At 51.4% G+C, this 24,979-nt stretch carries 23 protein-coding genes; 16 read left to right on the plus strand and 7 right to left on the minus strand.

Annotated features, from left to right (window positions below):
* Positions 1-4: 4 nt before the first annotated feature.
* The 3 genes from pgsA (at position 5) to rpmG (ending at position 1,810) form a co-directional block, all read left to right on the plus strand.
* Positions 5-574 (plus strand): CDP-diacylglycerol--glycerol-3-phosphate 3-phosphatidyltransferase, encoded by a 570-nt coding sequence (pgsA, locus tag GS535_RS06905; protein WP_160791372.1) that lies wholly within the window; start codon positions 5-7, stop codon positions 572-574.
* A 196-nt stretch (positions 575-770) separates the two neighbouring features.
* Positions 771-1,481 (plus strand): hypothetical protein, encoded by a 711-nt coding sequence (locus GS535_RS06910; RefSeq protein ID WP_160791373.1) that lies wholly within the window; start codon positions 771-773, stop codon positions 1,479-1,481.
* Positions 1,482-1,642: 161 nt separating this feature from the next.
* Positions 1,643-1,810, plus strand: coding sequence for a 50S ribosomal protein L33 (rpmG, locus tag GS535_RS06915; RefSeq protein ID WP_018979329.1), 168 nt, complete (start codon positions 1,643-1,645; stop codon positions 1,808-1,810).
* 95 nt (positions 1,811-1,905) lie between these two features.
* On the opposite strand, the gene GS535_RS06920 is transcribed toward rpmG, so the two are convergent.
* Entirely contained in the window at positions 1,906-2,235 is a 330-nt protein-coding gene (locus tag GS535_RS06920) for a septum formation initiator family protein (RefSeq protein ID WP_160791374.1), read from the minus strand.
* Between the two features lie 148 nt (positions 2,236-2,383).
* On the minus strand, positions 2,384-3,661 hold the full coding sequence (gene eno / locus GS535_RS06925) for a phosphopyruvate hydratase (protein ID WP_160791375.1): 1,278 nt from the start codon (positions 3,659-3,661) through the stop codon (positions 2,384-2,386).
* 111 nt (positions 3,662-3,772) lie between these two features.
* Here eno and GS535_RS06930 point away from each other — a divergent pair, with 111 nt between their 5' ends.
* Complete coding sequence (locus GS535_RS06930) at positions 3,773-4,255, plus strand: DUF3429 domain-containing protein (protein ID WP_160791376.1); 483 nt, start codon at positions 3,773-3,775, stop codon at positions 4,253-4,255.
* 611 nt (positions 4,256-4,866) lie between these two features.
* Here the strand turns inward: GS535_RS06930 and kdsA are convergent.
* From kdsA to tpiA, 4 genes are all read right to left on the minus strand, one after another.
* Positions 4,867-5,691 (minus strand): 3-deoxy-8-phosphooctulonate synthase, encoded by an 825-nt coding sequence (gene kdsA, locus GS535_RS06935; protein WP_160791377.1) that lies wholly within the window; start codon positions 5,689-5,691, stop codon positions 4,867-4,869.
* Complete coding sequence (locus GS535_RS06940) at positions 5,688-7,337, minus strand: CTP synthase (protein ID WP_160791378.1); 1,650 nt, start codon at positions 7,335-7,337, stop codon at positions 5,688-5,690. Before GS535_RS06940 ends, kdsA begins: the two co-directional genes overlap by 4 nt.
* A gap of 115 nt (positions 7,338-7,452) precedes the next feature.
* A complete protein-coding gene (gene secG, locus GS535_RS06945; RefSeq protein WP_160791379.1) occupies positions 7,453-7,794 on the minus strand; it encodes a preprotein translocase subunit SecG in 342 nt (113 codons plus the stop codon).
* A 21-nt stretch (positions 7,795-7,815) separates the two neighbouring features.
* Complete coding sequence (tpiA, locus tag GS535_RS06950) at positions 7,816-8,607, minus strand: triose-phosphate isomerase (protein ID WP_160799181.1); 792 nt, start codon at positions 8,605-8,607, stop codon at positions 7,816-7,818.
* A gap of 151 nt (positions 8,608-8,758) precedes the next feature.
* Between tpiA and GS535_RS06955 the strand changes: the two genes are divergently transcribed.
* The 12 genes from GS535_RS06955 to GS535_RS07010 all read left to right on the plus strand — a co-directional run bounded on the left by GS535_RS06955 (position 8,759) and on the right by GS535_RS07010 (position 22,814).
* Positions 8,759-10,696 carry a peptidylprolyl isomerase gene (locus GS535_RS06955; protein ID WP_160791381.1) on the plus strand — a complete coding sequence of 646 codons (1,938 nt, stop codon included), beginning with the start codon at positions 8,759-8,761 and terminating at the stop codon, positions 10,694-10,696.
* The gene (gene trpE, locus GS535_RS06960) at positions 10,696-12,165 is read left to right on the plus strand and encodes an anthranilate synthase component I (protein ID WP_160791382.1); all 1,470 of its coding nucleotides are present in this window, start codon (positions 10,696-10,698) and stop codon (positions 12,163-12,165) included. Before GS535_RS06955 ends, trpE begins: the two co-directional genes overlap by 1 nt.
* Before the next feature lie 7 nt (positions 12,166-12,172).
* Positions 12,173-12,760: an aminodeoxychorismate/anthranilate synthase component II gene (locus GS535_RS06965; RefSeq protein WP_160791383.1), complete on the plus strand. Its 588-nt coding sequence runs from the start codon at positions 12,173-12,175 to the stop codon at positions 12,758-12,760.
* Positions 12,761-13,032: 272 nt separating this feature from the next.
* Positions 13,033-14,073, plus strand: a complete 1,041-nt coding sequence (gene trpD / locus GS535_RS06970) for an anthranilate phosphoribosyltransferase (protein ID WP_160791459.1) — start codon at positions 13,033-13,035, stop codon at positions 14,071-14,073.
* 48 nt (positions 14,074-14,121) lie between these two features.
* Positions 14,122-15,111, plus strand: a complete 990-nt coding sequence (gene trpC / locus GS535_RS06975) for an indole-3-glycerol phosphate synthase TrpC (protein ID WP_160791384.1) — start codon at positions 14,122-14,124, stop codon at positions 15,109-15,111.
* Between the two features lie 133 nt (positions 15,112-15,244).
* Entirely contained in the window at positions 15,245-16,249 is a 1,005-nt protein-coding gene (gene pdhA, locus GS535_RS06980; RefSeq protein ID WP_160791385.1) for a pyruvate dehydrogenase (acetyl-transferring) E1 component subunit alpha, read from the plus strand.
* Positions 16,250-16,254: 5 nt separating this feature from the next.
* Positions 16,255-17,622, plus strand: coding sequence for a pyruvate dehydrogenase complex E1 component subunit beta (locus GS535_RS06985; protein WP_160791386.1), 1,368 nt, complete (start codon positions 16,255-16,257; stop codon positions 17,620-17,622).
* Between the two features lie 6 nt (positions 17,623-17,628).
* Complete coding sequence (locus GS535_RS06990) at positions 17,629-18,879, plus strand: pyruvate dehydrogenase complex dihydrolipoamide acetyltransferase (protein ID WP_160791387.1); 1,251 nt, start codon at positions 17,629-17,631, stop codon at positions 18,877-18,879.
* A gap of 3 nt (positions 18,880-18,882) precedes the next feature.
* Positions 18,883-20,289 carry a dihydrolipoyl dehydrogenase gene (gene lpdA / locus GS535_RS06995; RefSeq protein WP_160791388.1) on the plus strand — a complete coding sequence of 469 codons (1,407 nt, stop codon included), beginning with the start codon at positions 18,883-18,885 and terminating at the stop codon, positions 20,287-20,289.
* A 5-nt stretch (positions 20,290-20,294) separates the two neighbouring features.
* On the plus strand, positions 20,295-21,272 hold the full coding sequence (gene lipA, locus GS535_RS07000; protein ID WP_160791389.1) for a lipoyl synthase: 978 nt from the start codon (positions 20,295-20,297) through the stop codon (positions 21,270-21,272).
* Positions 21,272-21,721: a type II toxin-antitoxin system RatA family toxin gene (locus GS535_RS07005; protein ID WP_160791390.1), complete on the plus strand. Its 450-nt coding sequence runs from the start codon at positions 21,272-21,274 to the stop codon at positions 21,719-21,721. Before lipA ends, GS535_RS07005 begins: the two co-directional genes overlap by 1 nt.
* Positions 21,722-22,517: 796 nt before the next feature.
* Complete coding sequence (locus GS535_RS07010) at positions 22,518-22,814, plus strand: hypothetical protein (protein WP_160791391.1); 297 nt, start codon at positions 22,518-22,520, stop codon at positions 22,812-22,814.
* Positions 22,815-22,891: 77 nt separating this feature from the next.
* Here GS535_RS07010 and GS535_RS07015 read toward each other — a convergent pair whose 3' ends face one another.
* Positions 22,892-24,832 carry a lytic transglycosylase domain-containing protein gene (locus GS535_RS07015; protein ID WP_160791392.1) on the minus strand — a complete coding sequence of 647 codons (1,941 nt, stop codon included), beginning with the start codon at positions 24,830-24,832 and terminating at the stop codon, positions 22,892-22,894.
* Positions 24,833-24,979: the final 147 nt, after the last annotated feature.

Raw genomic sequence — 24,979 nt, forward strand, 5'->3', positions numbered from 1 at the left:
GCAGATGCTGACAGATCTTCCCAATCTTTTGACGCTTCTGCGGATTGCCGCCATCCCTGTTTTGGTAGGACTCGTAGCTACTCAGAACCAAACCGCCTGCATAGTGGCTTTTGGTGTCTATATCGCTGCTTGTATTACAGACTACTTTGATGGTGCCTTGGCCCGTTCACGCAAGCAAACGTCAGATCTAGGGCGTATGATGGACCCTATCGCTGATAAGCTTCTGGTCGGAGCAATGTTGTTGGTGCTTGCGGGGACTCAACAGTTACAGCTTTGCGCACTTTATGCGGCGATTATCATTATGCTGCGTGAAATTGCTATCAGCGGCTTAAGAGAGTTTATGGCATCACGCCGTGAAACAGTGCCTTCAACGCGCTTGGCGAAGTGGAAGACCGCTATTCAAATGTTTGCCATTGGTTTCCTCGTGTTGGGTGATAGAGGTGGAGAGGTGCTTCATCTTTCGTGGTTGCCTCTGACAATGATAGGGAGTGTCCTGTTGTGGGTCTCTGTCGTGCCTACTCTCGTTAGTGGGTGGGGTTATCTTCGTGCTGGCTTCTCTCGTATGGGAGTATGAGGGGCTGCAGAGAGGACAGTCCTTTGTTTTTTCTGTTATAAATATGTCGCAGCGAATGAGTGATGTGCAAAGAGCCTCTATCCTTGATGGAAGAGTTGCGCAAAAGTCATTCTTGGAGCGTGTCGAGCCGTTTGTATGGGCTGTGTTATGGTAACATACGCTTTATGGCTTTAATTTAAGGCAAGAGAGAGGTTGAATGAAAAAGGTCGCCGTTCTGATGCTGTGTCTTGCGGCGAGCGGATGTGCGGGCCTCAAGAAACATTCAGAAGATACTTTCTGGCCTTTTGGTGATCCAAACGCTCCTAAGAGTGAGAGTGAAAACTTTCGTCGTGTTCGTGGTGAGTATGTAGCAGAACAGCCTCTTGTGACTCAGCAAGGGGATGTATGGCCGGGGCAGCCTGATGCTGTACCAACCGTTAAGGATATGAATAATCCTAACAGTCGCTTTAGTCGCTCTTTTCAGCGTTCAATCAAAGGGCTTAATAGCGATCTTGACCAGCAACAGCTGGCTAATGGTGAAACATTGGCTCTTGGTGAAAATGTCGCGACCGAAAAAGGGGTACAACGTCGGAGCAGCGCTTCAGAGCCTGGGAGTTTGCCTTCTCATGTTCCTGATCGCGCCAAAAACTATTTAGAGGGGCCTAACCGTAAGAGTGTCGCTATTCCAAATGGCGATGGAACGACCACGCTAGTGGGGCCTGATGGCACTGTGCGTGTTGTTCGGGGGGATCCTACAGTGGCGATGCAGCAGCCTGCTCAGCGTGCTTCTACACCATCTAAAAAGCATGATGATAAACCGCATCATAAGAAGCACCATAAACATGGCGATACTTCGTCAAAGAAGAAGCATGAGCATCACAAAAATCCTGCTCATAAGAAGCATCATCACAGGCTTTTTGGCGCATAATATTGAGGGAACGCATTTTTTTTAGTGATTGAAACCTCTTCAAGGAAGAGAAAGACTTGACCTGAAGGGCACAACACATCATTGTTCCCACCCAAAGGTGGGGTATGCTGCTTGGACAAAAAAGCGGTGTCCCTTAACACGGCAGCAGTCCGAGGGGTATTATGGCCAAGACAAACGTTATCAAAATTCGTCTCGTTTCTTCCGCAGATACGGGGTATTTCTATGTCACGAAGAAGAACGCACGCTCTGCGACAGGGAAGATGGAAGTGCGTAAGTACGATCCAGTAGCCCGCAAGCACGTTCTCTTCCGTGAAGCAAAGATCAAGTAACCCACTTTGTTGATGTGGTTACAAGAAAAGCGGCCTTAGGGCCGCTTTTTTTATGTGCTCTCACTAAAGTGCTGCGCTTTGGGAGCGATAGGATATTAATAAAGATGTTCATGGTCGCCGTAAGGGACCACAATATCGCCTTCACGCGTGTTGTTGAGCATCGTGCGACTACGTTCATCAAGCATGTCAGGGTCGAGCGCTTGTTCACCCAAAGCTGTGACACGGCGATGCCAGATATCTTGTTCCTGATGAGCGTCGTGCAAAGCCTGCTGAGCTTGAGACAACAATATACTGCGCTGTTGGTAGGCTTCTATGCCATGCGCTCCATGAAGAGCATTCCAGATGAAATAAGCGGTGAGCGCAAGGAAAATGCAAGGAGGTAGCGTAGCTCGAAGCCCGCGTTGCATTAGGCTGGTAGCACTCATTCTTCCGTCCTCCCGTAGAGCCCCTCTGGACATATAGAAATGGCAGAGAAATACCCTATCGGAATTTTTGACAAAGAAAAAGCCTCCGCCCCTAGGAAAAGGGACGAAGGCTTTCGCTAAGAGAACAGATAGAAACTATCTACGTCACTTAGGCTTTCAGAATGCTACGACCAGCGTACTGAGCGCTTGCACCCAGATTCTGCTCAATGCGGATCAGCTGGTTGTATTTTGCCATCCGGTCAGAGCGGGACATAGACCCAGTCTTAATCTGCCCTGTGTTCACAGCAACAGCGAGGTCAGCAATCGTGGTGTCTTCTGTTTCACCTGAACGATGGCTCATCACTGTGGTGTAACCAGCACGTTGTGCCATTTCGACAGCACGCAGTGTTTCGGTTAGTGTACCGATCTGGTTCACCTTCACGAGCAGGGAGTTTGCAACATGGTTTTTAATGCCGCGTTCCAGACGTGTTGGGTTCGTCACGAACAGATCGTCACCGACCAGTTGCAGACGATGGCCCAGACGCTTCGTCAGCTCAGCCCAACCTTCCCAGTCATCTTCGCTCAGACCATCTTCGATGGACACGATTGGGAAGCGCTGGCTCAGGTCATCAAGGTAAGAAACCATCTCGCTGGAGGAGAAGCTCTTGCCTTCACCCGTCATTTCATAACGGCCGTTCTTGTAGAACTCTGAAGAGGCACAGTCGAGCGCGAAAGTGATGTCTTCACCCAAGCGATAGCCTGCATCCTTAACAGCCTTAGAAATGTATTCTAGGCCTTCTTCGGTCGTCTTCAGGTTAGGGGCAAACCCACCTTCATCACCAACACCCGTGCTCAGACCGTTAGCAGCAAGGTCTTTCTTCAAGTGGTGGAAGATTTCAGAACCCATGCGGATAGCTTCAGCAACGGTGGATGCACCGACGGGCTGAATCATGAATTCTTGGAAGTCGATTCCGTTATCAGCATGCTCACCACCATTGATGATGTTCATCATTGGGACAGGCATGACATGGGCGAACGTGCCGCCAACATAACGGTACAGTGGCAGATCCAGCTCTTCAGCAGTAGCGCGCGCTACGGCGAGGGACACACCCAAGATGGCATTCGCACCCAAACGGCCCTTGTTAGGGGTGCCGTCAAGATCAATCATTGCTTGGTCAATGGCGATCTGTTCTTCAGATTCCATGCCGCGCAGTTTTTCAACAATTTCCGTGTTGACGGCGTTAACAGCTTTTAGAACCCCTTTACCGAGGAAGCGTTTCTTGTCGCCGTCACGCAATTCGACGGCTTCATGAACGCCGGTGGAAGCACCAGACGGAACAGCAGCGCGACCCGTTACACCGGAAGCCAGCTCGACATCCACTTCAACCGTCGGATTGCCACGGCTGTCTACGATTTCACGGGCGGTAATATCAACAATAGCGCTCAAGGGAATTCTCCTGACTCTATGCGGCGAGGTCCGCCCGGCCTATGATTAGGCCCGGGTTACCCCGCTAACACTATATTTCAGTCTCAAAATCGGAGCCCGAGGTCAATTGATATGAAGCCTTTTCCTGTTGTAGCTGCCATGTTTCTTTTGCTGGGCGGTATTTTTTGCTTTTTAATGGGAGGGTGGCTATTCCTAGCTGGTGTCCTTGTCCCATTGCCTCATCTCAGTGTGGTGATGCTGCTTTATGGCGGTTGTCTTCTTGCGTTTCAGGGGGCTATTCATTGGGGGTTAACGGTTGAGAAACCAGAGATTATTCTCCCTCAGGGGAGTGGCGCTTCTGAAAGACGACGTGTCTTTCTGGGACTCGCTTTTTTCCTTTGGGGGTGGGTTGCGCTGTGCGTAGGTCTGCTATGCACCATACAAAGTGGTTACGCGATGATCATCATCGGGTTTATCGGTGGGTTTTCTCTCGAACGAGTCGCAGCACGTCGTGGTGAACTGCCTCAGGGTTTCTTGCTGATTAAGGGTGTTCTTACCACTTTGATGGTTCTGGGCTTTCTAGCAGCTCTTATGTCGCCACAGGGGCATTTCTAACGATCAGTGCACAGTCGTATCTCTGAGTGGGTAGAGCTTTAAAAGAGATACGACTTTTCTAAATCTTGAATCACAAGGCGATTATAAATTTTTGCAGCCGAAAAATGATAGCCGTCTTTGAAGCGATATCATCTTCGACGTCCTTGGTGTGATATATGAAGGGTTGGTATGAAAGTTTTTCTGGAACAAGTATCGCGAAAAGATTCTTAAACTCATCAATCGTTCTGTTTGCTGGCTCTCTAATGTGATGGTAGTTGCCATTTTCGCGTTTTTGTAAACAAAAATACTCACGGTATTCTTTGGATAAGAATATGCCTACTTCTGTAGTAAAAAGATTCTCGTCAGACATGAAACAGTATGGATAAAAGAACGGAAATTTATTTTTTAGGTGACTGGTCTGTTCTATGAGTGTGTGTAACTTATATAGAGTACGCTCAGCACATATACTGCGGGCTTAATCTATTTATATCTTCAGAGAGGGTTTCTTGATTGAGCTGATTTATGAGAAGTTCATTATCAAGAGATCAAGCATAACAGGAATACGTGAAATCTTTGAAAAGTCGCTTAGATATGTTTAAGTGTTTTGACATGCTCTTTTGTTTCTATCTTTTTTAAGGCCCATAAGATTTCACTAGACTATCAATCGCTTTAAGGCGCTGAAGTAACGTTTTCATCTCGCCTAAGGGCACCATGGTGGGGCCATCGCTTGGTGCATTGTCGGGGTCTTCGTGGGTTTCGATAAACAGAGCGGCAACACCTACAGCAAGCGCTGCACGGGCGAGGGGTTCGACGAACTCCCGTTGACCGCCGGTTGCATTTCCCAGACCACCGGGTTGCTGCACAGAATGTGTTGCATCAAAGACCACAGCATGGCCGGTTTGGGCCATGGTGGGCAGGGCTCGCATATCGTTGATGAGGGTATTGTAGCCGAAGCTTGTTCCGCGATCACATAGAAGGATGCGTTCGTTTCCCGTAGAGGTGATTTTATCAACGATATTACGCATATCACCCGGAGCGAGGAACTGTCCTTTTTTGACATTGATCGCGCGGCCCGTGCGGCCTGCCGCGAGCAGCAAGTCCGTTTGACGACAGAGGAAAGCCGGGATCTGCAAAACATCAACGGCTTCAGCGGCAATAGCGCATTGCTCAGGTGAATGAACATCCGTTAGCACAGGAATATTAAATTCCCGCCGAATATCAGCCAAAATTGAGAGACCTGAATCAATTCCCACGCCGCGCGCACTATGGAGAGAGCTGCGATTCGCTTTGTCGAAGCTGCTTTTATAGATCAAGCCAATATCAAGCTCATGACAGAGGCGCGTAAGCGCCTCAGCCATAAAGCAAGCATGATCACGTGACTCGATTTGGCATGGGCCAGCAATCAAGGTGAAAGGTTGGTCTTGCCCAATCGTCAGGTTTCGCAGCTGGAAGCTCACGCGTCGGCATCCTGTTGTGCATGTTTTTGTTGCTCTTTGGCGGCTTTAACAAAACCAACAAAAAGCGGATGAGGATCAAAAGGCTTCGAGAGAAGCTCTGGATGATATTGAACCCCAATGAACCACGGATGATCTGGGTATTCCACAACTTCCGGCAGAACCCCGTCAGGAGACATACCTGAGAAGCGCAACGATGTTTTCTCAAGTACCTCCCGGTAATGAACGTTCACTTCCCAACGATGACGATGACGCTCACGAATATCGGTGCGTCCGTAAACCTCCGCAACACGAGATCCAGGTGTGAGTGTTGCAGGGAAGGCACCAAGGCGCATGGTTCCGCCAAGGTCGCCCCCTTCACGTCGGCGAAGGAGCTCCGTCCCTTGGGCCCATTCTGTCATGAGGCCAACGAGAGGCTCATCTGTTGGGCCGAACTCTGTGGAAGAAGCCTTAGGCAGTCCTGCGAGTGAACGTGCACATTCAATGACAGCCATTTGCATACCAAAGCAAATGCCAAGGAAGGGGATATGATTTTCACGTGCATAACGGACAGCACTGATTTTACCTTCCGCACCACGCTCTCCAAAGCCGCCGGGGACTAAGATGGCACTCGCGCCGCGGAGGAGTTCATCAATTTGTCCTGGTTTTTCCAGCTCTTCCGAGTCGATCCAGTCCATACGAACACGGACATTATTGGCGATTCCACCGTGTAATAGTGCTTCGGCAAGAGATTTGTAGCTATCGAGAAGGGCCGTATATTTTCCTACGACAGCGACTCGTACTTCACCCTTTGGTTCACGAATGCCACGAACAATATTCTCCCAACGTGAGAGATCCGGCGAATCGTCATGAGGAAGGCCGAAATAACGAAGTACTTCGCGATCCATTCCCTGCTGATGATACGCGATAGGGCACGCGTAAATTGTATCAACATCCATTGCTGCAATAACGGCTTCAGAGCGTACATTGCAGAAGCTAGCAATCTTGCGGCGTTCAGTTTGCGGAATAGGGCGATCTGAACGGCACAGAAGAATCTGCGGTTGGAGCCCAACATTTTGGAGTTCTTTAACAGAATGCTGGGTTGGTTTTGTTTTGAGCTCCCCAGCGGAGGGGATGAAAGGAAGAAGAGTAAGATGGACAGAAATAGTCTGGTCGTAACCGAGGTCATTACGCAGCTGACGAATCGCTTCCAAGAAAGGAAGGCTTTCAATATCGCCAACGGTTCCACCAATCTCGACTAGGACAAAATCATAGCCGTCTGTCTCAGAGACTACGGCCTCTTTGATCGCATCAGTAATATGGGGGATAACCTGCACGGTGGCCCCAAGATAGTCACCGCGCCGTTCGCGGGCGATAACATCTGAATAGAGTCGTCCCGTCGTGGTGTTGTCAGAACGGCGAGCGTGAACCCCTGTAAAACGTTCATAATGGCCAAGATCAAGGTCCGTCTCAGCGCCATCATCGGTGATGAATACTTCACCGTGCTGATACGGACTCATCGTGCCAGGATCAACGTTCAGGTAGGGGTCAAGCTTCCGTATCCGGACCTTGTGCCCACGGGCTTGGAGGAGGGCGGCCAAAGCCGCCGAGGCGATACCTTTACCGAGAGAGGAAACAACCCCACCGGTGACAAATACAAAGCGCGTCATGGGAGGTCTTCATACACTGAAGACCCCCTCAGAGGGAAGCAGCAACTGCATCAATTCTACAATGTTTTCACATAAAGTAGAGGAAGGCATGGTGCAGCGAGGGCAAGGCGAGGCTTTATGGCTTATGTTGAGCCGGTGTCGAAGGGGTATTTGCCTTATGAGAAGCCGCTGTATCCTGCGTAGCAGCAGGAGGTTGGGAGAGGATATCATGTCCCGTAGCGCCCGTTGATGCACCACGGTTAAGGACATCCAGCGTAAGGCACAGAATCATAAACAGAGCGGCTAAAACGCCAGTCCCGCGGGTGAGCAGAGTAGCTGTGCCCCGTCCTGTCATAAAAGCGCCGACCCCTTGGCCGCTCCCTATCCCTAATCCACCCCCTTCACTGCGCTGGATCAGGATAATGCCGATCAAGGCAAGAGCAACTAAGACAGTGACGACAAGCAAAAAAGTGGTCATGAACAAAAGGGTCCAATAAGTTTATGAGGGCGAAGAGGAGGGAACCTCCGTTGCGGCCCGGATAATATCGAGGAAGCTCTGAGCTTCCAAACTGGCACTTCCAACGAGAACCCCATCTACCCCGTCAATAGAAAGAAGAGAAGGGGTTTGGACAGAAGTAACCGACCCGCCATACAGAACCGGCACGCGAATGTCATCTGTCATTAAGCGCATGGGCAACAAAGCGCGGATCAAAGAAAGCTTTCTTTGAAGCTCTTCATGGGACGGCGTAATGCCGCTTCCAATGGCCCATACAGGCTCATATGCGACGATTCCTCTGAACCCGCGCGTGAGAGAACCTTCAATTTGGCCGGCTAAAACACTTGCCGCGCGGCCTTCATTACGTTCTGCGAGATGCTCACCGATACAAACGATTGGGATGAGCCCTGCAGCCGTGGCAGCCTTAACTTTTTGACGGATAACGGCATCTGTTTCGCCATGATTTTGGCGGCGCTCTGAGTGACCTAAAATAACGTAACGGGCCCCAAGCTCTGTCAGCATTTTCGCAGATATATCGCCAGTAAAGGGCCCGGAAGGAGCCGGATAACAATCTTGCGCGCCAAGAGAGATACGCTCTGTTGGCAAATCATGCTTGCGAAGAATGTGATTAACGCCTGAAAGCTGCGTATAAGGCGGGCAGATAACAGTCCGTATATGGGAGGGAGGAGGGGTGTCCTCCAAGGCTTTTGTGACGTCCCCAGCGAGTGTCAGGCCGCGCTCGTGTTGGGCCTGCATTTTCCAGTTCCCAATCACAAATTTGGGTGCTGTGCTCATAGTGCTTTCCCCCCATCGACATCTCCCCCTCCACCTAGAAAGGGAGGGTGGTGCTGGTCAATTTGTCTCAGCATCATTATGCTGCCAAACACTCTAGCGGGGTTTGCCCGTTAATACCATCCTGCCTCCGGATTAAGTGATATTCGATTCTATGATTACTGCTCTGCGTCATTTTGTTGTTGACACTTGGATAGGTCGGGTCATTGCCCTCGCTATCTTTGTTGCGTTTATTGGCCTTAGTGGCAGTTTTATGGGGCTTTCTGGTGGCCTAGGAGGAATGTCACCTGGCGATATAACGCAAATTGGCCACTATAAAATTACACCACGTGACTTTGCTCGTAGTATTCAGCAGCGTTTGGGGTATTTGCAACAAAGTGGTGTGCCTCTTAGTGCATTGCGTTCGCCAGCAGCCCAGCAGGAAGTCAGTTTTGAATCCTTGCGTGACCTTCTTACGCTCAAAGGAGCACAGCTTGCCGGGGAACGGAACGGGGTGACCCCGAGTGATGAACTGATCCGCCAAACGGTTTTTTCCATGCCGGAATTTCGTGATGCTCAGGGGCATTTTAGTGCGGACAAAATGAACCAGCTGCTTCAGAGTAATGGATTGCAGCATCAGGATTTGATTGAGCAGGTTCGGCAGTCAAAAACAGCTCAAGCAACGATGTTTGGGCTGGCCCAACATGTCACCGTGCCTAAAGCGGAACTCGATCAAATGGTTCGTTTTTATACTGAGGCTCGCAAAGTTGATCTGATACAGCTTCCCTTTTCTGCAGGGAAAGTTCCCTCCCAACCAAGTGACGCACAGTTGAAACGCTTTTATGACAATCATCCATGGTTGTTTAAGGAACCAGAATACCGTCATGCACGTATTGTCGTGCTTTTGCCGAGTAAGGTAGAGGTCACGGATGATGTTGTGCGCGCGATTTATAAGCAGCGTACGCGCGATTATAATCAGCCAGAAACGCGCAGCGTAGAGGTGCTGGGCTTCGATAATGAGGCTACGGCGCAAAAGGCAGCGCATAGCTGGCAGGAGGGAGCAACATGGGAGAGTATTCAAAAGGCTTTCCCACAGGCTATTCCGGCGACGCTTCCTAATGCTCGTCCAGAGGATTTGCCTGATGAAGCGTTGGCGAAAGCGGCTTTTTCAGCGCATTCGGGTCAAGTTATGGCGCCGGTTAAAACGGCTATGGGGTGGAGTGTTGTGCATGTCACGAGCATTACGGCACCTCATCAGGTCAGTTATGAGCAGGCAGCGCCGGAGATTCGTGCAGAGGTTCAGAAGGCTGAGCCTTCTGTTGTGCCGTCTCAGCATATGCAGGCGTTTCAGGAAGCTGTTGCTGGCTCAACAGAGCTTGATAAAATCCCAGCAGATATTGGCGCCGTTCCTGTCGAAGGCACGCTTGATGCGCAGGGGATGACGGCTGAAGGCTCTCCAGCTCCTCTCCCGGGGGACGAAGCAACGCGCAAGGCGATTGTGCAGCAGGTTTTCTCACAGGCGAAGGGGGACTATCCGCATGTTGTGTCTCTTCCTAACGGGGGTGGCTTTGCTGTTGTGGTGGAAAATGTTCAGCCCGGACAGCAAAAAGCGTTTGATACGGTGCGTGCGGATGTAACGACCGCATGGCAAGAAGAGCAGCAAAAGCGCGCGCAGGAAGCGCGTGCGACTGCTTTATATCAGAGCGCGAAGAAAGACGGGCTACAGCACGCCTTGTCTGGTCAGCCTGAAGAAGCAAATCTGCGTAAAGATGAGCGTTTTTCGCGCCTACAAAAGCGGAGCGACATGCCTGAGCTCATTAACCGGGCGGCTCTAAACCAAAATGTTGGCCAGACGGCGATGCTCCAAGAGGGGAGTAGTTTTTGGTTGGTACAGGTGACGGGAAGTGCGGCTCCTGCCACGGGTGAGCAGGAGGCTGTGCGTCAGCGTGTTGAACAACAGCTCCTCCAAGGGTTGCAAGGTGATCTTATCGAAAGCCTAGGCAGTAGCTACCAGCGCGAAACGTCCCATCGCGCTTTGAATACAGAGCTTTTCCATCAAGTCAGTGAGCAAATTTTTGGCCGCCTTGTTGGCGGTGCAGGGCAAGGTCAGTAATGAGCAATATTCTTTATAGTGTTGAGGCAGCAGACCTGCTGACGCCGTTATCCGCGTTTCTGCGATTGGCAGAATTGCCTGATGATCCTTATCGTCTATTTTTTGAAAGCGTTGAGGGGGGCGAGGCGCGCGGTCGTTATTCTATCATCGCGTTGATGCCTGATACGGTCTGGGTCTGTCAGGATGGCCAAGCAAAGCGCGATGGCGTTGTGCAGGAAGAAGGGCCGCTTCCCTCGCTCAATAAGCTGATTACGGAAAGTCGTATGGAGCTTCCTGAAGAGCTTCCCCCTATGATTGGTGGGGTCTTTGGGGTGTTGGGCTACGATATGGTGCGTCAGATGGAGGTCTTGCCTCATGCACCAGAAAATGACCTAGACCTTCCAGAGGGCGTGATGATTCGCCCACGTCTTTTTGCTGTTTTTGATACGGTGCGCGACGAACTCATTTTGGCAGCTCCCGTGCGTCATAAGGATGGTCGTGAAGCGGCTGCTGGGCTGTTGGAGAAAGCGCGTGAGGCCTTACGGCAGCCTCTTTCTTATGAGGCAGAGGCTTTGCCCGAGGGCACAGAGCTTGATGAACCGCAGTCCAATGTAACACCCGACCAGTTTCGGTCGAATGTGTTGCGGGCGAAAGACTATATTGCCGCTGGGGATGCGTTCCAGGTTGTGCCAAGCCAGCGTTTCCAAACGGCTTTCCCGCTCTCCCCTCTGGCTTTGTATCGCAGCTTGCGTCGCATTAACCCAGCGCCTTTCTTATTTCTGATGGAGCTGGGGGCTTTTACGCTCGTCGGGTCGTCACCGGAAATTTTGGTGCGTTTGCGGCGGGGGCAGGTAACAGTACGTCCTCTGGCCGGCACGAGGCCGCGCGGCAAGGATCGTGCGCAGGATCAAGCATTAGAAAAAGAATTGCTTTCTGACACAAAAGAGCTTGCTGAGCATTTAATGCTGATTGATCTAGGACGGAATGATGTGGGGCGTGTCTCACAGCCTGGCTCTGTTGCGGTGCCTGACCAATTTGTGATTGAGCGCTATAGCCATGTGATGCATATTTCCTCCACGGTAACGGGGCAGATTAAGCCGGAACTTGGGGCGCTAGACGCTCTTTCGGCCGCCTTCCCGGCAGGGACACTAACAGGGGCTCCTAAAATCCGTACCATGGAAATTATCGACGAGCTCGAGCCAACGCGTCGAGGGCCTTATGCAGGCTGTGTGGGGTATTTTGGTGCTGATGGCGAGATGGATACGTGCATTGGTCTGCGGATGGCGTTGCTCAAAGATGGCCAGATGTATGTGCAGGCAGGATGTGGCGTTGTGGCTGATTCTGATCCAGAGGCGGAATATCAGGAGACGCGCGCAAAGGCACGAGCTCTTTTCTCTGCGGCTGAACATGCGGTGAAAACGGCTATACGGGTTGGAAAGCCGACGAACAATGCCCACTCTCAGTCAGTAACTGATGAGAAAAAGGGGTAGAGGTCTGATGATTCTCCTGATTGATAATTACGACAGCTTTACCTTCAACCTCGTTCATCATTTTGGAGCGCTGGGTATTGAGTGCCTCGTTAAACGTAACGATGCACTCTCTGCGGAAGAGGCGATTGCCTTAAACCCGGAAGCAATCGTGCTGTCTCCAGGGCCATGCTCTCCTGATGAAGCTGGTATTTGTTGTGATGTGATCCGCTTGGCTGCGGGGAAGATTCCCGTCTTGGGCGTATGTCTGGGCCATCAGGCTATCGGACAGGTGTTTGGAGCCGATGTTGTGCGTGCTCCTGAGCCAATGCACGGCAAAATTAGTGCGATGCATCATGATGGAAGCGGTGTGTTTGAAGGGCTGCCAGAGCCTGTGAATATGGTGCGCTATCACAGCCTTACGGTAAAACCGGAGAGCATTGCGGAACCTCTCATTGTTAATGCACGCACAGAAGATGGAGTCGTTATGGGGCTGCGGCATCGTGAGTACCCTATTCATGGCGTGCAGTTTCATCCAGAAAGCATTGCTTCTGATTCTGGACGTGCACTCCTTGCGAACTTCTTACGTCTTGCTGGTGTCGTGAAGGAAAAAGCCTGATGGGTGAGAAGGGGCAGATGCCTTCTGTGAAAGCTTTGTTAAGAAAGGCGGTTTCAGCTGAGCCCTTCTCAATAGAAGAGGCGCGCTCATTAGATGAAGGAGGTGTATGTGAACCCTCTTTATCTGATTCACAATGCGTAGCCTTTCTGACCGCTCTTTATATGCGTGAGAAAAGAGGTGAGGACTTTCGTTCGCTACCTTGTTTCTCACGTATAGAGCTGGTTCTAGCTGACCTTACGAGTGATAAAGACAGCGCCGCTTCTTTCCCGACTATGTTGAAAACGGTGCTCTCGGGGGCTTCGTTATCGGCTGAAAAGGCAGAGGAAGCTTTTGACGCGATTATGGGCGGTGCTGTGTCCGAAGCTCAACTCGCGTCTTTTTTGACGGCTCTGCATATGCGGGGAGAAACGCCTGAAGAGCTTCTCGGAGCTGTTCGTACGGTACGGCGTCATATGACGCCTCTTCGGCATGTGCCACCGAATGCGATTGATGTGTGTGGGACAGGAGGTGATGGCCTTGGCACGCTAAATGTCTCGACAGCGACAGCTTTCGTGCTGGCTGGGTTGGGGGTGGACGTTGCCAAGCATGGTGGGCGTGCCCTGTCATCAAGAGCAGGGGCGACGGACGTACTGGAGGCGCTGGGCATTCCTGCAGATGGAGATGTGGCGCGACAGGAGCAGCGCTTGCAACGCGATCATTTAGCTTTTCTAGCTGCGCCGTATCATCATACAGCGATGAAAAAAGCAGCTTCTGTGCGTAAGGATCTAGGCTTTCGGACTTTATTTAATTTGCTAGGCCCTCTTTGCAACCCAGCGGGGGTAAAGCGGCAGCTTGTGGGTGTTTTTGACAAACGCTGGTGTACGCCTGTGGCGGATGTACTGGGGCAGCTTGGCGGAGAATCGATTTGGGCTGTCCAAGGTGAGACTGACGAAGGCCCGATTGATGAGCTGACACTTGCCGGGCCAAGTCATATTTCTGTGTGGGAACAAGGCCAGAGACGTGAGGTAACGATTACACCAGAAATGGCGGGTTTTTCTGTGCAACCTGTGCGTGAAGTCCGTGGAGGCACGCCTCAAGAGAATGCACAGCGTATGGAAGCGTTATTTAAAGGCGAAAAAAGCTGTTATCGCGATACAGTGTTACTTAATGCAGCTGTGGCTCTTCATGTCGCTGGGCGTGGCTCTTTATGGGGCGGAGAGCAGGTTTCTTCACAATCATTACAGCATCTTATTGCTCAAGCTGAGCGGTCATTAGACGATGGTTTTGCTTTGGAGGCTTTGACGCACGCGCAAAGAGGTGTAAGGGCACAGTGACGGCGGTATCCCGCTTACATGTTTTCAAGTTAGAGTTTCAGGACGATCATGATTTTCTTGCCACAGCGGCCGATGACTGCCTTTGCTCCATCAGAGTCTGACGGACAGTCTGCGGTTTCTGATGCGGCTCCCGAGCAGAAACCGGAAGCCGAGAAAGCCGAAACGGTTGCAGCCGATCACGGCGAGGCCGGCTCCAATGAAGGAAACGCGCCTTCAAAGAATGCTGAAGGTGAGGGTGATAAGACCCCTGATGTGCTTAAGCGCATTTGTGCGCGGACGCTTCTTGATGTTGAGCAGCGCTTACAGGTGATATCGCTCAAAGAGATTGCTGCTAAAGCGCGCGAAGTTACGACGCCGACGCGTGGGTTTGGGCAAGCTCTTCAACATATCACTGCCGATCGGCGGGTGGGGTTGATTGCCGAGGTCAAGAAGGCCTCGCCTTCCGCTGGTGTTTTACGCCCTGATTATGATCCTGCTGCAATTGCAAGATCCTATCAAGCTGCTGGTGCGAGCTGCATCTCTGTTCTAACTGAAGGGTCCTGCTTCCACGGCAGTGCGGATGATTTAAAAGCCGTGCGTGAGGCATGCAGCTTGCCGATCTTGCGGAAGGACTTCATCCTTCATCCATGGCAGGTGCATGAGAGCCGTCTCATCGGGGCTGACTGCATTCTGCTGATCATGGCGGCTTTGGAGGAAAATCAGGCCGCTGAACTGATTGCATTGGCACGTGGTCTGGATATGGATGTCTTGTTGGAAGTCCATAATGAAGACGAACTTACACGTGCGCTGGCCTATGATAGCTTCCTCATTGGCATTAATAACCGTGATCTCAAAACACTGAAAACGGACATTCAGACAACGCTGGATCTCGCTCCTAATGTTCCGCCGGATCGTTTGGTTGTGTCAGAAAGCGGCATTCGTGTCCAAGAAGACCTTGAGAAGGTAGGTGAGGCTGGATGCAGCGCCGTTTTGGTTGGAGAAACGCTGCTGAAAGATGCTGATCCAGGAGCTGCAGCGCGACGTTTGCTTGGTTTTTAAGCCAATATACTATTCCAGAAGCAGTGGTTTGCCCGCTTGATCGTGATCATGGGATATCGGTGCTCTAGTATTCCATGATCTCAGAGGGTAAGACTACATCATTATTAGAGTTTACTAACCCTAGGAGACTGCCATGGGTGTCACGGCGGATGCGCCTATCCCGCAGAACGGACCGGCGCTATCACAGGAAGAGATGGAGCGTGCCTACAGGGAGATGCTTCTTGTCCGTCGTTTTGAAGAAAGGGCTGGACAGCTTTACGGTATGGGGAAAATTGGCGGTTTCTGCCATCTCTATATCGGTCAAGAGGCTGTCGTTGTCGGTATCGGCTTAGCGATGAAAGAGGGCGACCCTTCCATCACGTCATATCGTGACCATGGCCAAATGCTCGTTGCAGGCATGACAGCCCGTGGCGTCATGGCAGAGCTCACCGGACGATCAGGCGGCTATTCCCACGGTAAGGGTGGATCCATGCATATGTTCTCCCGTGAGAAGGAGTTCTATGGTGGCCACGGTATTGTGGGGGCTCAGGTTTCTTTGGGGACAGGGCTCGCCTTTGCGAGTGCATACCGTAATGAAGACCGCGTTTCGATTGTCTATATGGGTGAGGGGGCGAGTAGCCAAGGTCAGACTTTTGAAAGTTTTAACCTAGCTGCGTTGCACAAACTTCCATGTCTGTATGTGATTGAGAATAATCGCTACGGAATGGGGACAGCGATTGAGCGTGCTTCGGCATCCAAAGACCTTTCCAAAAATGCGGCGCCTTGGGGTATTCCGTCTCGCAAAGTAGATGGCATGGATGTTGCTGCTGTGTATCAGGCTGCGCAGGAAGCACTTGAACATTGTCGCTCTGGTAAGGGGCCGTTCTTGTTGGAGATGGAAACCTACCGTTATCGTGGGCATTCCATGTCGGATCCGGCTAAATATCGCCAGCGTTCCGAAGTGGAAGAGATGCGCCGCACGCGTGATCCCATTGAAACTCTGAAAGCGGAAATGACCAAGCACGGGATTGATGATGCCTTCTTTAAGGCTGTAGATGCCGATGTGAAGGCAGTTGTAAAAGATGCTGCTGACTTTGCCGTAACGAGCCCAGAGCCAGATGAATCTGAGCTATGGACTGATGTGTTGGTGGGGGAATAATCATCATGGCTTCTCCAATTTTAATGCCGGCTCTGTCCCCCACGATGACAGAAGGAACCCTCGCTCGCTGGATCAAAAAAGAAGGTGATCAAGTAAGCTCTGGGGACGTTCTTGCGGAGATCGAAACCGATAAAGCAACGATGGAATTAGAGGCGATTGAGGACGGTGTTCTTGGTCGTATCCTTGTGCACGATGGTGCTGAACACGTCGCGGTGAATACGCCAATCGGCGTCTTGCTTGAAGAAGGTGAAAATGCGTCAGCTGCTGACAGTGTGAACCTTAGTGAGGGCGGTGAGGATAAAGCCGCGCCCGCATCAGAAACGTCCTCCTCTTCGGCGCCCACAGCGCCTGTTGCAGCTCCTTCTCCGGTTACAGAGCCAGAATGGGGTGAGACAGAAGAGATCACTGTACGTGAAGCGTTGCGTGATGCGATGGGTGCCGAGATGCGCCGTGACGGTGACGTCTTCCTGTTGGGGGAAGAGGTTGCGCAGTATCAGGGGGCTTATAAGGTCAGCCAAGGTTTGCTGGATGAATTCGGCAGCAAGCGCGTGATTGATATGCCCATTACTGAGCATGGCTTTACAGGGATGGCGACTGGGGCGGCCCTGACGGGATTAAAGCCGATTGTCGAGTTCATGACCATGAACTTCTCTCTTCAGGCCGTGGATCACATTATCAACTCAGCTGCGAAGACGCGTTATATGTCAGGCGGTCAGATGGCTTGCCCGATCGTGTTTCGCGGCCCTAATGGGGCGGCAGCGCGCGTTGGGGCGCAACATTCACAATGTTTTGCAAGCTGGTACGCGCATATTCCGGGCTTGAAGGTTGTGGCGCCATGGTCTTCCGCGGACGCGAAGGGGCTTCTGCGGGCGGCTATTCGTGACCCCAACCCAGTCGTTGTGTTGGAAAATGAGATTCTCTACGGGCAGAAATTCCCTTGCCCCGTTGCTGATGATTTCGTGCTTCCGATTGGGAAAGCCCGTATTGAGCGTGAGGGAAGCGACGTCACGCTCGTAGCGTTCTCCATCATGGTGGGTGTGGCGCTAGAGGCAGCCGATGAGCTTGCGAAACAGGGGATTGAGGCAGAAGTCATCAATCTGCGCTCGCTGCGTCCGTTGGATACAGAAACCATCGTGAATAGTGTTAAGAAAACGAATCGCATTGTTTCTGTTGAGGAAGGCTGGCCAATTGCAGGAATCGGTGCTGAAATTTGCACGGTTGCCGTTGAACAAGCCTTTGATTGGCTTGATGCACCGCCGTCTCGCGTATGCGGGCTTGATATTCCACTGCCTTATGCGGCTAATCTTGAAAAGCTGGCATTGCCCAAACCAGAATGGGTGGTCGATGCTGTGCGCAAGCAATTAGGGGACTGATCTTTCATGGCGACTGATATTTTGATGCCCGCTCTGTCCCCCACCATGAAGACGGGGACGCTGGCGCGTTGGTTGAAGAAAGAAGGTGAGACGGTGGCTGCGGGCGACCTGATTGCTGAGATTGAAACCGACAAAGCAACAATGGAAGTGGAAGCGGTCGATGAAGGGATCGTTGGCCGTCTGCTCGTTGCTGAGGGTACGCCTGATATTGCGGTAAATACACCAATCGCCATTTTGGTTGATGAGGGTGAGGCTGTGCCTGAGAAGCCTACGAGTGCGGGGGAACCAACAGTAGAGGCGCCTGCTGCTTCAACAGCTTCGGCTCCTGAGAGCTCGGCAGCACCGGCTCAAGAGACGAGCCGTAACGCCGCACCGGTGGTGGAGAAGGGCAAACGGATCTTCATTTCTCCGCTTGCACGCCGTCTGGCAAAAGAGCGTGGCCTTGATATTGCGACCTTGAAGGGAACGGGGCCTAATGGGCGTATTCTCCGTCGTGATGTCGATAATGGTGCGGTCAAAGCCCCAGCTTCTGCGCCGACTAAAACGGAAGAAGCATCGGTGAAGAGTGGGGAGGTTCAGTCAGTCCCTCATTCGACCATGCGGAAAGTTATTGCGCGCCGCCTGACGGAATCAAAAACGCAGGTTCCGCATTTCTATGTCTCGGTTGATATTGAGCTGGACGCGCTGTTAGCGCTGCGAAGCAAGCTGAATGCGAGCCTAGAGGCTGAAGGCCTGAAGCTATCCGTAAACGATATGATGATCCGTGCGGTTGCTTTAGCGCTTAAGAAGCAGCCGGGGCTTAATGTGCAGTTTACTGAAACGGAAATGCTGCATTTTGATGATGCAGATATTGCGATGGCCGTTTCTGTGCCAGACGGCTTAGTGACGCCGATTATCCGCCAAGCGGATAAGAAGTCGCTGCGACAAATTAGTGTGGAGGCGCGCGATTTAGCAGGGCGTGCACGGGCAGGGAAGCTCGTTCCAGAAGAGTTCCAGGGCGGTACATTCTCTATCTCCAATATGGGTATGTTTGGCGTGAAGGATTTCGCGGCTATTCTTAACCCACCTCAGGCAGCCATTTTGGCGATCGCTTCTGGTCAAAAACGTCCTGTCGTGCGTGATGGTGAGCTGGCGATTGCAACGGTTATGACCGTCACCTTATCCGTCGATCATCGTGCTGTTGATGGTGCATTAGGTGCACAGTGGCTCAACACGCTGCGCGATCTTGTTCAAAACCCTTATTCCCTGGTGATCTAAGCCATGTCTAACCTGTTTGATCTGATTGTGATTGGTGGTGGGCCGGGGGGCTATGTGGCTGCTCTGCGCGCCAGCCAGCTTGGTATGAATGTGGCTCTAGTAGAGAGCACGCACATGGGGGGCGTGTGCCTTAATTGGGGGTGTATCCCGACAAAGGCACTGCTGCGCTCAGCAGACCTGTATCATACGCTGCATCATCTGAAGGACTATGGGCTTTCGGCAGAAAACCCGTCGTTTGACTTAGCAAGTGTCGTAAAGCGTTCACGTGGTGTCGCGACCCGTATGGGCCGTGGTGTGGCGCACTTGCTCAAGAAAGCGAAAGTCAGCACTTTTGATGGCCGTGCTCAGCTCGCTGGTCGTCAGGGGGATGCTCATAAAGTTGCTGTCATGAAGGATGGTCAGCAAACGGCAGAGATTCAGGCCCCGCATGTTATTTTGGCGACGGGTGCGCGGGCGCGTCAGCTCCCAGGGCTAGAGACGGACGGTAAGCTCATCTGGGGTGCGCGTGAGGCGATGACGCCTGATGTTCTGCCTAAAAAGCTGCTGGTCATTGGCTCGGGCGCTATTGGTGTTGAGTTCGCGTCTTTCTATCGTGATCTCGGATGCGAGGTTACGATTGCCGAAGTGGCCGATCGCATCATGGTGGCAGAAGACCCGGAGATTAGCGCACAAGCTCGTAAAGCTTTTGAAAAGCGTGGGATGACGATCCATACCAATACGAAAGTTGGGCCGCTACAGAAGGGTGAAAACAGCGTATCGACAACGCTTGAAACGCCTGATGGAACGGTTGATCTAACTGTGGATCGCGTCATTTGTGCCGTGGGCATTGTTGGTAATGTGGAAGAGCTGGGGCTTGAGAAAACACGGGCCAAGGTTGACCGCACACATATCATCACCGATGAATTTTGTCGGACAGATGAGCCGGGTCTTTATGCGATTGGTGATGTCGCAGGAGCACCATGGCTGGCTCATAAAGCAAGCCATGAGGGGGTTATTTGCGTTGAAAAGATCAGTGGTCGTTCTCCAGAGCCTTTGCATGCGCTCAATATTCCAGGCTGCACGTACTCCCATCCACAAGTAGCGTCTGTTGGGCTGAGTGAAGAGAAGGCTCGTGCAGCAGGCTATCGTGTTAAGGTAGGACGCTTCCCATTCCTTGCAAACGGGAAAGCGGTTGCGATGGGTGAGCCTGATGGGATGACCAAAACGGTGTTCGATGCAGAAACGGGCGAGTTGCTCGGTGCGCATATGATCGGCCCTGAGGTGACGGAAATGATCCAGGGCTATGTGATTGCTCGCACGGGAGAGTTGACCGAAGCTGAGTTAAGTGAGACCGTTTTCCCCCATCCGACAATATCGGAAACGATGCATGAAGCGGTTCTTGCCGCCTATGAGGGTGCTTTGCACATCTAAGTCTTATGTCCCAACGTATTGTGATCAACCATCAGCGTGAGCGAGAAGCGGCGATGCGCCATCCAGAAAAGGCACATCGTCCCGATAACCCCATCCAGCGTAAGCCGGACTGGATTCGTGTGAAAGCGCCGGGTGGGAACCCTGCTTATCACGAAACGCGGGCGCTGATGCGTGAGCACAAATTAGCGACAGTGTGTGAAGAAGCGGCTTGCCCTAACATTGGGGAATGTTGGTCTAAGCGTCATGCCACCATGATGATTATGGGGGAGATTTGCACGCGGGCTTGTGCGTTCTGCAATGTGACGACAGGCCGCCCTCATCCGCTTGATAACGATGAGCCGCAGCGTGTTGCTGAAGCAGTTGCGACGTTGGGCTTAAAGCATGTTGTGCTGACATCCGTTGATCGTGATGATCTACCTGATGGTGGTGCGCAGCATTTTGCACGCGTGATCGCGGCAATTCGAGAGACCTCACCAGGAACGACGATTGAAATTCTAACCCCTGATTTTCTCCGCAAAGACGGAGCCCTTGAGGTTGTCGTTGAGGCGCGGCCGGATGTGTTTAATCATAACATTGAAACCGTTCCACGGCTTTATCCCGGCATACGACCGGGTGCGCGTTATTATCAGTCCATTCGTTTGCTGGATGAAGCAAAGCGGCTTGATCCGTCTTTATTTACTAAGTCCGGGTTGATGCTTGGGCTGGGGGAAGAAAAGGCGGAAGTGGGGCAGGTAATGGATGATTTCCGCATTGCGGATGTCGATTTTATTACCTTAGGGCAGTATTTACAGCCTTCTGTGAAACATGCACCCGTACGTCATTTTGTGACGCCCGATGAATTTTCAGATTATGCAGCATGGGCACGGGTAAAGGGTTTTTTGCAGATTAGTGCGTCACCACTCACGCGATCATCCTATCATGCTGACCGCGATTTTGCTGAATTGAGAGAGACACGGCTACGTCGCTTGAAAGGGCAGGATTAATGCCGTCACACAACGAAAAGCGTGTTATTCCCTATACGCCAGAACAGCTTTTTGATCTTGTTGCTGATATTGAACGCTATCCAGAATTTCTGCCATGGTGCATTCGTGCGTCTGTCCGTTCACGCACAGAGCAGGGAATGCTAGCTGATTTAACCGTAGGTTTTGGCCCTTTTCGTGAGACATATACAAGCCGCGTCACTTTAGAGCGGGCTCATCGTATCGTTGTGCGTGCTGAGAGAGGGCCGTTTAAATATCTGAGTAATCAATGGACGTTTGAGCCCGATGAAGGGGGGTGCCGCGTTGGGCTTCACGTTGCTTTTGAGTTTCGCTCGCTCTTGCTTCGTAATGCGATTGGAATGGTTTTTGGCGAAGCTGTGAAACGTATGGTTAAAGCATTTACCACACGCGCTCGTGCTATCTATGGGCCATCACCTTTTGAAAACAATTAGGATGCAAACACTGCTCATAGAATACTGTATATGTTGGTAGTGGTTAGCGTTAACGCTAAAATAAGTGATTCTAAGCTGGTATTTTGTGAAATACAAAAATGGTATTTCTATGTGAATAAAAAAATATTGACTCAATACTGAGTTGTTTCTGTATTTTTACCTAGCAGCTATGCATCAAAAATGAGCTAAAGGGTCGCAGGGTGCGTGGTTGGGCGCTTGTTTATAGGCAGGTCGAAGCAGGGAATATGGAATGTGCTTTGACCATATTTCAGAGAAGAAACACTTTTCCTGAAGCATCGGTTCTCTTGACGGGAAACGCTATGAGGGGGGGCATCAGTCAATGGTCGCTATCCCTCAAAGAGGAAGGTGCGAAGGTTAAGAACTTGGCCCTTCGCGCCGAGGAGGCTTAATTGTGTTTTTGGGTTACTCCAGCACGTTAGCGCAGGTACATATTCTCGGATTGTTCACCTCAATAGACTATATCAAGCTCTGGAGACGATTGATTTTATAGCGATGGGAAAGTGCTATTTTACTCTTAGATTTTCCTACTTTGGCTAAAAATAAGGGAGCTGTTCGGTTGCGCTAGACGTAACAGGTCACACCGTGCTGACGAGCGAGACATAGAAAAGACCAGTAATCCTCCAAATTTTAACAAATCTGAGGGTAAATAAATGCAGAGCTTAAAGTGAGATTTCTTGAACATGTCTAGGATGTAATGCTTTAGGTTATTGTTTTAATAAGGTTCTCGCTTTAAGGTGAAATGGTCTTGTTAGAAGAAGATGATTAAGGAGGATTTATGAAAAAGCTATCTCTGTCCGCTATTGCGCTGATGGGTCTGACCGCTGCTGCCGCTCCAGCTCTTGCCGCTCACCATGGTCACCATCATCACAAGAAATGTGCAATGCATCATGGTAAGAAGGGCGCTGGTAAGGCTGCTCAGAACACAGCGGGTGACAACAAGTCTTCTGAAGATCTGAACGCTTCTTCTTTGCAGAAAGCTCAGACACCTTCAGCACCACAGGCTCCTAGCGCGCCATCAGCTCCTGCAGCGCCACAGGCTCCTAGCATGCCAGCGGCGCCACAGGCGAACTAATCTTTACGATTTTCGTGAAGAGGAAGAGAAAGGGTGGTTCTTCGGAGCCACCCTTTTTTGATGCGTCCTTTACTCAGTTAAGGACGAGAGGATAAGGCGTAGAGCGCCATATCTGTTTCAATATGCTCAATATAAAAACGTGTTTCTTGATAAGGCACTAACATGACCCAGTGTAGCAACTGGTCGTCATCTGTCTCAGTATGCTCGTGTTCGGGCAGGGGGATGATAGGGTCATTGTTCCACTGATGAACGCGACCAGGCCCAGCATTATAAGCGGCAAGGGCATAAGGAAGGATATTATCGAAACGTTGGAGCAACTCCCGAAGATAAAATTGTCCCAATGTCATATTAAGTGATGGGCTCGTAAGGCTTTGTGCGGTTACAATTGACGTGCTGATGTTATGACGGCGGGCTGTCAGTCGTGCAGTACCGGGGAGGAGTTGCATGAGGCCGACAGCTTGGCGGGGGCTCATGACGGTAGGGTTCCCACTACTTTCTTGTCGGATAAGTGCTGCTGTTAGCCCAGAAGGGAGTTGTGTAGAGGGGAGTGATGTGAGTTGGGCGGGTGATGGATACCCTGCCGGGTACAGGGCTACCCCATGACGGGCTAAGGCACGCGCTGCTAAAATAGCAGGCTGAGGCAGTTGGAGAGCGTGAGCGAGGTTAGCAACAGCTTTTTGATCGGCGTCTTTTCGCGTTTGTCCTTGAAGAAAGCTTAAAAACAGCGTGGCCTGTGTATCATCGCCTTGGTCATGCAGGAGGCGAGCGGCTTCAGCGAGATCGGGACGTACAATTTCCCCTGTCGAGACAGCTGGAAGGGCGTCTAGATGCTGTTGAAGAGCGGTGAGAAAGGCATCAGAGCGTGTGGATTGGTTCAGAAAAGGGGAGTGCGTTAATCGTGCGAGGGCAATCTGGCCGTAAAAGGTCGTCGGGAACGCGCTTGCTTTTTCATAAAGCTTTTGGGCAGCTTGTTCGTGATTCAGAGCTTCTTCGCACCGTGCGCTCCAATAAGCACCGGCTGCGCGTGCTGTGAGTGTTGGAGCGCTAAGAAGTGGTTGCAAGAGCGTAGAGGCGCTCGCAGGCTCATTAAGCAGAACAAGATGGATATAAGCTCCTAAAAGATGTTCTTCTTGCTCGGCGACTGTCGGAACAGAGCGTGTTTCTGCTGAGATAAGGAGCAAAGCTTGAGTGGGACTATTGCCGCCTGATTGACGCAGGAGGCACCGGGCCAAGGCCAACCGCTCATTGATCCAGGCTGTGTGTTTTGCGGGTGCTTGCTGTTGCTCAATCAGTAAACCGACGCTCTGCCAGAGTTGTATAGCTTCATCATAGCGGTTCTGATGGCGGAGATATTTCAGCCGTAAGAGCAATAAAGCTGGTTCATAAGATTGTGTCGCTTGGGCGTATAAATCGTCTGCGTTGTCTTGATTAAAGCGTAGGGCAAACCGTGCGCGTGCTTGCTGTTGTTCGGACGGTGTTAGACGGTCAATTTGCCGTTGGGCGCTGGTCTTTTGGCCGCTTGTTTCAAGGTGAACGTAGCGGTTCCATTGATCGGACGGGGTCAATAATGTGCCATACTGGTGGAGGAAAGCATGTTCATCGTTACCATTGACAGAGGACACCCATAAAGCGCGAGCGCGTGCTGTCGTGTCTTTTAAAAAAGGAGCGCAAACGGTCAGTGTTTGCCATTGAGTGATGGGAAGAGAAGGGCAGAGAGCTGGACGGTCTGCAACTGCGTCATCATTGAGAAGAGCATTTTGATAGCGCCATGATAGGCGGTTTTGAAGAGGCCAGCTCTGAGGGTTTCGGAGAAAAGCGGCATAGCGTTTGGCTGGCAGGTTGGAGCCATCAGAGCCTGTCAGAAGTTGCCATTCGCGCAGTCGTGCGGCGATAGTTTGAGTATTAACGGTATCTGCTGCGTGGGTCGTGGGAACGAGAGACAGAGATGTCCCTAAGAAGAGGAGGGGTAAACGACGTCTAGCAAAAGCCGTTATAGGGCCAGAGATCAAAATGGACATAGATGATGAGACCTCACTCTTAGCCTTCCCCAACAGTCACTACTGAGAGATAGCATGAGATGTTTGTCAAAGCATAGAAGGTTAGACCGGGAGACGAGGAGCCTTCCGTAAGTTTTTAGTGGTTTCAGCAGATTGTTATCCGCGGTT

It is taken from the genome of Saccharibacter sp. EH611 (assembly GCF_009834765.1).
Lineage (GTDB): Bacteria > Pseudomonadota > Alphaproteobacteria > Acetobacterales > Acetobacteraceae > Saccharibacter.